7 protein-coding genes and 1 pseudogene are annotated in these 7,581 nt (G+C 69.5%); all 8 read right to left on the bottom strand.

All coding sequences use genetic code 11. The annotated features are described in order from the left end of the window. Positions 1-1,017, bottom strand: a pseudogene (locus V6M42_RS06435) (polyribonucleotide nucleotidyltransferase); the annotation flags it as partial. A 243-nt stretch (positions 1,018-1,260) separates the two neighbouring features. Further along, positions 1,261-1,530, bottom strand: a complete 270-nt coding sequence (gene rpsO, locus V6M42_RS06430; protein ID WP_332640574.1) for a 30S ribosomal protein S15 — start codon at positions 1,528-1,530, stop codon at positions 1,261-1,263. Positions 1,531-1,540: 10 nt separating this feature from the next. Continuing rightward, positions 1,541-2,473 carry a tRNA pseudouridine(55) synthase TruB gene (gene truB / locus V6M42_RS06425; protein ID WP_332677906.1) on the bottom strand — a complete coding sequence of 311 codons (933 nt, stop codon included), beginning with the start codon at positions 2,471-2,473 and terminating at the stop codon, positions 1,541-1,543. Continuing rightward, entirely contained in the window at positions 2,473-2,949 is a 477-nt protein-coding gene (gene rbfA, locus V6M42_RS06420) for a 30S ribosome-binding factor RbfA (RefSeq protein ID WP_332659092.1), read from the bottom strand. Before rbfA ends, truB begins: the two co-directional genes overlap by 1 nt. Positions 2,950-3,058: 109 nt before the next feature. Then, positions 3,059-3,769 (bottom strand): DUF2459 domain-containing protein, encoded by a 711-nt coding sequence (locus V6M42_RS06415; protein WP_332677905.1) that lies wholly within the window; start codon positions 3,767-3,769, stop codon positions 3,059-3,061. Then, positions 3,766-4,437 (bottom strand): hypothetical protein, encoded by a 672-nt coding sequence (locus V6M42_RS06410; RefSeq protein WP_332677904.1) that lies wholly within the window; start codon positions 4,435-4,437, stop codon positions 3,766-3,768. Before V6M42_RS06410 ends, V6M42_RS06415 begins: the two co-directional genes overlap by 4 nt. Positions 4,438-4,476: 39 nt before the next feature. Next, positions 4,477-4,992 (bottom strand): hypothetical protein, encoded by a 516-nt coding sequence (locus V6M42_RS06405; RefSeq protein ID WP_332659088.1) that lies wholly within the window; start codon positions 4,990-4,992, stop codon positions 4,477-4,479. Positions 4,993-5,073: 81 nt separating this feature from the next. After that, on the bottom strand, positions 5,074-7,581 hold a 2,508-nt coding region (gene infB, locus V6M42_RS06400; RefSeq protein WP_332677903.1), incomplete at its 5' end, for a translation initiation factor IF-2.

Genomic DNA, 7,581 nt, shown 5'->3' with positions numbered 1-7,581 from the left:
GGTGCGCGGGAAGACGCCGACTTCCGAGACGATGTCGCGGACCTTGTCCAGGGCGCGGCCGTCGACGCGGTGGCCGTTGTCGATGATGTCGCGACGCAGGACGTGGGCTTCGCATTCCTTGAAGGCGACGCCGAACTTGGCGCTGTCGACGCCGTCCGGGTTCTCGTCGGTCTTCACCAGCTTCTCGGCGGCCTTCTTCTTGGCCACGTCGACGCCCGTGCGGCGCTCGTACTTGCCGGCGTGGGTGTAGGCGGCCTTGATGTCCTCGCCGACCAGCGACTGGATCGAGGTGACGATGTCCGACACGTCGTCGGGCTGGAAGTCGAAGGGCTCCTTGGCGGCGTGCTCGGCCATTTCGATGATGGCCTCGATCACCGGCTGCATGCCGCGGTGCGCGAACATCAGGGCGTTCAGCATGATCTCTTCCGACAGCTCCTTGGCTTCGGATTCGACCATCATCAGGGCGTCCTGGGTGCCGGCGACGACCAGGTCCAGCTGCGAGTCGGGCAGCTGGTCCAGCGTCGGGTTCAGCACGAACTCGCCGTCGATGTAGCCGACGCGCGCGGCGCCGATCGGGCCCATGAAGGGCACGCCCGAGATGGTCAGGGCGGCCGAGGCGGCGACCATGCCGACGACGTCCGGGTCGTTCTCCATGTCGTGCTGCAGCACGGTGATGACGACCTGGGTCTCGTTCTTGAAGCCCTTGACGAACAGCGGGCGGATCGGGCGGTCGATCAGGCGGCTGACGAGGGTTTCCTTCTCGGTCGGACGGCCTTCACGCTTGAAATAGCCGCCCGGGATCTTGCCGGCGGCGAAGGTCTTTTCCTGGTAGTTGACGGTCAGCGGGAAGAAATCCAGGCCCGGCTTGGGCGCGCGACCGTAGACGACGGTGGCGAGGACGACGGTCTCGCCGTAGGTGGCCAGGACGGCGCCGTCGGCCTGACGGGCGATGCGGCCCGTTTCCAGCGTCAGCGGGCGGCCGGCCCAGTCGATCGTCTTGCGTTTGATATCGAACATGTTCGTCTTTCATATCCCGCGGGCGGATTCCGCGCGGGGTCCCATCAGTGGGTGGAGCGTCGGGCGTTCAGTCCTTCGGTCCATGGGCGTCCGCGCCATCGCGAACCGCCCGGGAGAAGAGGACCGGTATGGCCCTCGCGTCATGCGCCCTGGGGTCCCGGGGCGCGCGGGTCGTTCTGGATGCGGAACGAGGCGCGGACATGGCCCGCGCCTCGAAAAACTCTTCCGCTCGTCCCCCTCGCCTTAGCGGCGCAGGTTCAGCTTGCCGATCAGGGCGGCGTAGCGCTCGCGATCGACCTTGGACAGGTGGTCAAGAAGGCGACGACGCTGCGAGACCATCTTGAGCAGGCCGCGGCGCGAGTGGTTGTCCTTCTTGTGGGTCTTGAAGTGTTCGGTGAGGTTGGCGATGCGTTCCGAAAGGATCGCGACCTGGACCTCGGCCGAGCCGGTGTCGCCGGCGGAGCGGGCGTTGTCGGCGATGACTTCGTTCTTGCGTTCAGCAGTAATCGACATCGGGAGACTCCTATTGGAGGTTAAAAACGCGGTCGGGTTCTAGCCGGCCGGCCCGCAACTGACCGAGAGCGACGAGGGTCTGTCCGTGAAAGGCTGAAACGGTTCTGGAGCCATCCCGGAGGCGGCTTTTGAGCGTTTCGACCTGTCGGGGGAGCAGAACGATCGGTCGTCCCTGACGAAGCGAGAAGGCGTCTTGATCCGTCACGGCCAGCTCCGGGATGTCGTCCAGGGCGGTCGCAACGGGAAGCAAGCCTTCCGAGGCGGCGTCCCTATGCACCAGATCGGTCAGGAAATCCAGTGATACGGCGTTTTCCGTCGAGAACGGCCCGACCCGCTCGCGGCGCAGGGCCGAAACATGCCCCTCGGCGCCCAGCATGATCGCCAGATCGCGGGCCAGCGACCGGACATAGACGCCCTTGCCGGTCCGCATGGTGATCTCGACATGGTCGGCGTCGGGGGCGTCGGTGACGGCGGCCTCATGGATCGTCACCCGGCGGCTGGCCAGTTCGAACTCGGCCCCGTCCCGGGCGAGGTCATAGGCCCGCTGGCCGTCCACCTTGATGGCGCTGAACTGCGGCGGGACCTGATCGATCTCGCCGACGAAGGCCGGCAGGGCGGCGCGTACGGCCTCCACATCGGGACGCACATCCGACCGGGCGGTGATCTCGCCCTCGCGGTCCAGACTGTCGGTCGTGACGCCCCAGTTGATGGTGAAGCGATAGACCTTCTGCGCCTCCATCATGAAGGGCACGGTCTTGGTCGCCTCGCCTAGGGCGATGGGCAGGATGCCGCTGGCCAGCGGGTCCAGCGTCCCGGCGTGGCCGGCCTTCTGGGCGTCGAACAGCCGGCGGACCTTGGACACGGCGTCGGTCGACCCCATGCCGTACGGCTTGTCCAGACACACCCAGCCGTTGACGACCGCGCCCTTCTTGCGGCGGCCCACTAGCCCTGCCCGTCGTTGTCTTCCGCGTCGTCATCCTCGAACGGCGACACATAGACGTCGGCGCGCACCCGGGGATCGTCCAGCAGACGGTTCAGCCGCTCGGCCGCCGCGAAGCTCTCGTCGTGGCGGAAGCGCAGGTCGGGCGTGAACCGCATGTCGATATGCCGCCCCAGCGCCCCGCGCAGGAATTTGGCGTGGACGTTCAGCGCCTTGACGATCTCGTCGATATGGCCCGCGACCGGCGCCGTCTCGACGCCCGCGCCCAGCGGCTCGACGAAACAGGTGGCGTGCTTCAGGTCGGGCGACAGGCGCACCTCGGTGACGGTCACCGACACCCCGACCAGGGCCGGGTCGCGGATCTCGTTCTCGCGCATGACCTCGACCAGGGCGTGGCGGATCATTTCGGAGGCGCGCAGCTGGCGCTGGCTGACGGTTCCGGCCTTGGCGGCGGGCTTCTTCGGTTTGCGGTTGCTCATGCTCTGTCCTCGTCGCCTGTCGGGGATCGGACCCGGCCTGAAAAAGCGATGCCGCGTCGGATCGGAAAGGCGGAGCCTCTCGAACGCGGCGAATTAATGAGCGCGGGGTCTAGTCCCGTGAGGCCCGGCTGTCCAATTCGGCGCGGTCGACGGTGGCCATGACCTCCGCCGAGGTGATCGACCGGATGGGGCGGACGGGCAGACCCGCCGCGTTCAGAACACCCGCGCTCCAGTGGTTGCACAGATGGCCGATCGAGAAATGCTCTCGGCTGGCGAAGAAGCGCGCGTCGTCGCCCGCGCGCGCCGCCGCGATCCGGGGGCGGCCGTCCGTCAGCGCGAGCGAGCTCTGGATATGATCCGCCATGGCGTCGAAGCCCGCCGCCGAAAGCCGGAAGGCGCGGCGGCTTTCGGGCGCGAAGGCCGCGCGGGGATCACGCTGCGCCGGATCCAGCATGATCACCGAGGCGTTGCCCGGCCTGAAGAAGGCGCGCAGCCCGTCCGGCAGACGGCTCTCCATCGGGGTCTGGTCGACATAGAATTTGGCGTCGCCCCAGCCGATCAGGATCCAGTCTCCCGGCGCGAGTCCGCGCACGGCGTCCGCCAAGGGCCCGGGCCGCCCCTCGAGCGCCCGGCGGGGCACTGCCAGATCGGTATGGAAGCCGTTGTCCAGCAGATGCACCTCGACCCCCGCCTCGCCGTCCCTGGCCGGCCAGAGCGTCGGATCGCCCGGCGCCGTCCAGGTCCACGCCGCGGCGAGAGCTGCGATCACGGCGACGATGACAAACCGCTTCAGGCCCCAGGAGTGACGGCGCTGTTTCATCGGCGACGGAAACTCCAGAGCCCGCACAGGGCCGTCCGCGGCGCATCCGGTCCGACAACGGCGCCGGCGCGGAACACCATCATATCCACCCGGTCCTGTCGGTGCAGCAGGGCGACGGCCCCGGGGCTCGCGGCGCCGCAGGGCGCGGACGGCGCGACGGTCCGGCCCGCTGCTCCCGGCATGACGCGGCGCAGTTCGATCTGCGCGTCGGCGGGCGCATTCCATTGCTCCGCAAACGTACGGCCCGCGACAAAGGCTTCGCGCCCCGCGGCGATGCGAAGGGGTCGGGTGTGCAGCACCTCGCCGCTCTCGAACCGAAGGTCGGCTCCCAAAAAGGCGACGGCGCCGGTGACCGCGCGGGTGACGTCGTCGGCGGGACCGAACTCACCCGCCAGGATCGCGTCAGCCGGGTCAGCCGCCACGGGCCCGGGGTCGGCGGCGACGGCGGTCTTCAGGCCGGACAGGCCGTCAGCGGCGCCCGATGGCAGCCGCGCCGCCCAATCGGCGACGCGTCCCGCCGCCGGGGCGACCTCATCGCTCAACCCCCGCCAGGCCTCGATCGCGTATTTGTTCTCGATGGCCAGCAGGAACAGCACCAGGCACAGGAAGGCCAGCGCCGCGGCGAGGCGCTTCAGTCCGGTCTGTCGGGGCGCTACGGCGGCGGGCATCGCCGCAACCTTAGCGAGGCTCTGCGTCGAGGTGAACGCCTATCGCGCGACAGGCGCGTTGGCGTCGTCCGAGGCGCCGCCGGCAGGCGGGAAGGCCCACTCGCCGCGCCAGTCGTAGGACAGCTGGACGCAGTGACGGTAGGTTCCATCGGCCCAGCGCCCGACCGCCTGCGCCGTCAGCGGCCGCGCCAGCCGCACGCGGCCCAGCACCAGCCAGGCCTCGTCCGAACCGGGGCACAGAGCCCGGCCCAGCGCCCGGCCGCCGCCTTCCGGCGTGATGGAATAGACGGCCGTCTCCCTGGAGCCCGCGGGCAGAACGCGCCGCACCTCATCCGGGCCGCCGCGCCGGATATCGGCCTGGCCGCGGTTCGAGGTGGAGATGATCCGCCGCACGCTGATCGCGCCGAACAGGCCGCGCTCGGCCTCGAGCGTGATGCCGCGCGTCAGGGCCTGGGTGACCCGGTCGGAGGCGTTGTAGGCGAGATACCGCGTCTCGGCCGAGGCGGGGCCGGCGATAGCGGACAGGGTCAGGACGGCGATCAGGAAACGGCGCATGCGGCTTGATCTCCGACCCGTAAGGCGAAAAGGCGGCGCTTGCGCACCGCCTTTCCTTTGGTTCCATCGTTGCGGTCTGGACTAGTCCAGCGTGCGCTTGATCTCTTCGACCGTGAAGCACTCGATGTAGTCGCCGGCCTTGATGTCCTGGAAGCCCTGGAAATGCATGCCGCACTCCTGGCCCGACGGGACCTCGTTGACCTCGTCCTTGAAGCGCTTGAGCGTCGTGAGGGTGCCCAGTTCCAGAACCACGACGTCGTCGCGGATGATCCGGACCTTGGCGCCCTTGCGGACCACGCCCTCGGACACCCGGCAACCGGCGATCTTGCCGGTCTTGGAGATGTCGAAGACCTGCAGCACGGCCGCGTTGCCCAGGAAGGTTTCCCGTTGCAGCGGAGCCAGCATGCCGGACAGCACGCCCTTCATGTCGTCCAGCAGGTCGTAGATGATCGCGTAGTAGCGGATCTCGACGCCTTCGCGCTCGGCCAGGTCGCGGGCCTGTTTCGAGGCGCGGACATTGAAGCCCAGGATCGGCGCGCCGGCCGACTTGGCCAGCTGGACGTCGCTCTCGGTGATGCCGCCGGCGCCCGAATAGACGGTGCGCGCGCGGACCTCCTCGTTGCCCATCTTCTCGAGCGAGCCGACGATGGCTTCGGCCGAACCCTGCACGTCGGCCTTGATGAGAACCGGCAGTTCCGAGACCTTCTTGGACTGCAGCTTCGACATCATGTCGACCAGCGAGACCTGGTTGATGCCGCCCGTCGCCTTCTCACGCTTCACGCGAGCGCGGTATTCGGTCAGCTCGCGGGCGCGGGCTTCCGATTCCACGACGGCCAGAGGTTCGCCCGGGCTCGGGGCCTCGTCGAGGCCGAGGATCTCGACCGGGACCGAAGGACCGGCCTCGGTGAGTTGCTCATTGCGTTCGTTCAGCAGGGCGCGAACCTTGCCCCATGCCGAGCCGGCCACGACGATGTCGCCGCGCTTCAGGGTGCCGCGCTTGACCAGCACGGTGGCGACGGGGCCGCGGCCCTTGTCCAGCTTGGCTTCGATCACGACGCCTTCGGCCGACCGCTCGGGATCCGCCTTCAGGTCCATGACTTCGGCCTGCAGCAGGATGGCCTCGAGCAGGCCGTCCAGATTGGTGCGCGCCTTGGCCGACACCTCGACGATCTGGGTGTCGCCGCCCAGGGCCTCGCCGATGATTTCGTATTGCAGCAGTTCGTTGACGACCTTCTGCGGATCGGCGTCGGGCTTGTCGATCTTGTTGACCGCCACGATGATCGGAGCGCCGGCCGCCTTGGCGTGCTGGATGCTTTCGATCGTCTGCGGCATCACCCCGTCGTCGGCTGCCACCACCAGAATGACGATGTCGGTGACGTGGGCGCCGCGCGTCCGCATGGCGCTGAACGCCGCGTGGCCCGGTGTGTCGAGGAAGGTCACGGCCTGACCGTCGGCCATCTTCACCTGATAGGCGCCGATGTGCTGGGTGATGCCGCCGGCCTCGCCCGCCGCCACGTCGGTGGTGCGCAGGGCGTCAAGCAGCGAAGTCTTGCCGTGGTCGACGTGGCCCATGATGGCCACGACCGGTGCGCGCGGCGTGGTCGCCTCGTCGTCGATCGCGTCGGACAGGAAGCCGGTCTCGATGTCGGACTCCGAAACGCGGCGTACGGCCATGCCGAATTCGTCGGCGACCAGCTCGGCCGTGTCGGTGTCGATGACGTCGTTGATCTTCATCATCAGACCCTGCTTCATCAGGAATTTGATGATGTCGACGCCGCGGACGGCCATCCGGTTGGACAGCTCCTGCACGGTGATGACGTCGGGAATGACGACTTCGCGCGGACGGTTCGGCGCGTCGGTCGAGCCGCCCTTGCGCTTTTCCTTCTCGCGTTCGCGGGCGCGGCGGACCGAGGCCAGCGAGCGCATCCGCTCGGCGGTGTCGCCGTCGCCGGCGACCGACTGGATGGTCAGGCGGCCTTCGCGGCGCTTGGGTTCGCCGCGGGTGCGGCTGACGGCCTTGCCGGCGTCCGAGAAACGCTTGTCGCGATCGTCCTCGGGCTTGACCGGACGGGCGAAGCCGCCGCCGGGCGCACGGCTGGGACGCGCCACTTCCGGCGTCGCGGGCGGGGCGTTGGGGGCGGGACGGCCGCCGGGGCCGGTGCGCGGACCGCCCGGACGGGCGGCGCCGGGCGCCGGGCGCGGGGTCAGGGCCGAATAGCGGACGGGCTCGGCCGGACGACCGCCGGCGGGACGGGCCGGGGCAGGTCTATCCGAATAGGCGCGTTCACCGCCGCCCATGGCTTCTTCACGGGCCGAACGGCCGCCGAAGGCGGGACCGGCCGGGGCGCGCGAGGGGTTCGGGGCCTTGGGCACGCGCTGGCCGAAGTTGACGACCGGGCGGGCGGGCGGAGCGGGACGGGCCGGGGCGGGCGGAGCCGGAGTCGGCGCGGCGGCCTCGACCGGAGCCGGGGCCGGTGCGACGGGCGCGGCAGGAGCCGGAGTCGGAGCGGCGGCGGCCGGAGCGCTCTTGGCCGGAGCGGCAGGCGCGGCGGCCGTCAGCTTGGCGGCTTCGGCGCGGGCGGCCTCGGC

Origin of the sequence: Brevundimonas sp. (genome assembly GCF_036677305.1) — a bacterium.
GTDB lineage: Bacteria > Pseudomonadota > Alphaproteobacteria > Caulobacterales > Caulobacteraceae > Brevundimonas.
The sequence above is the reverse complement of the archived record's forward strand: the minus strand, read 5'-3'. Positions and strand labels throughout refer to the sequence as shown.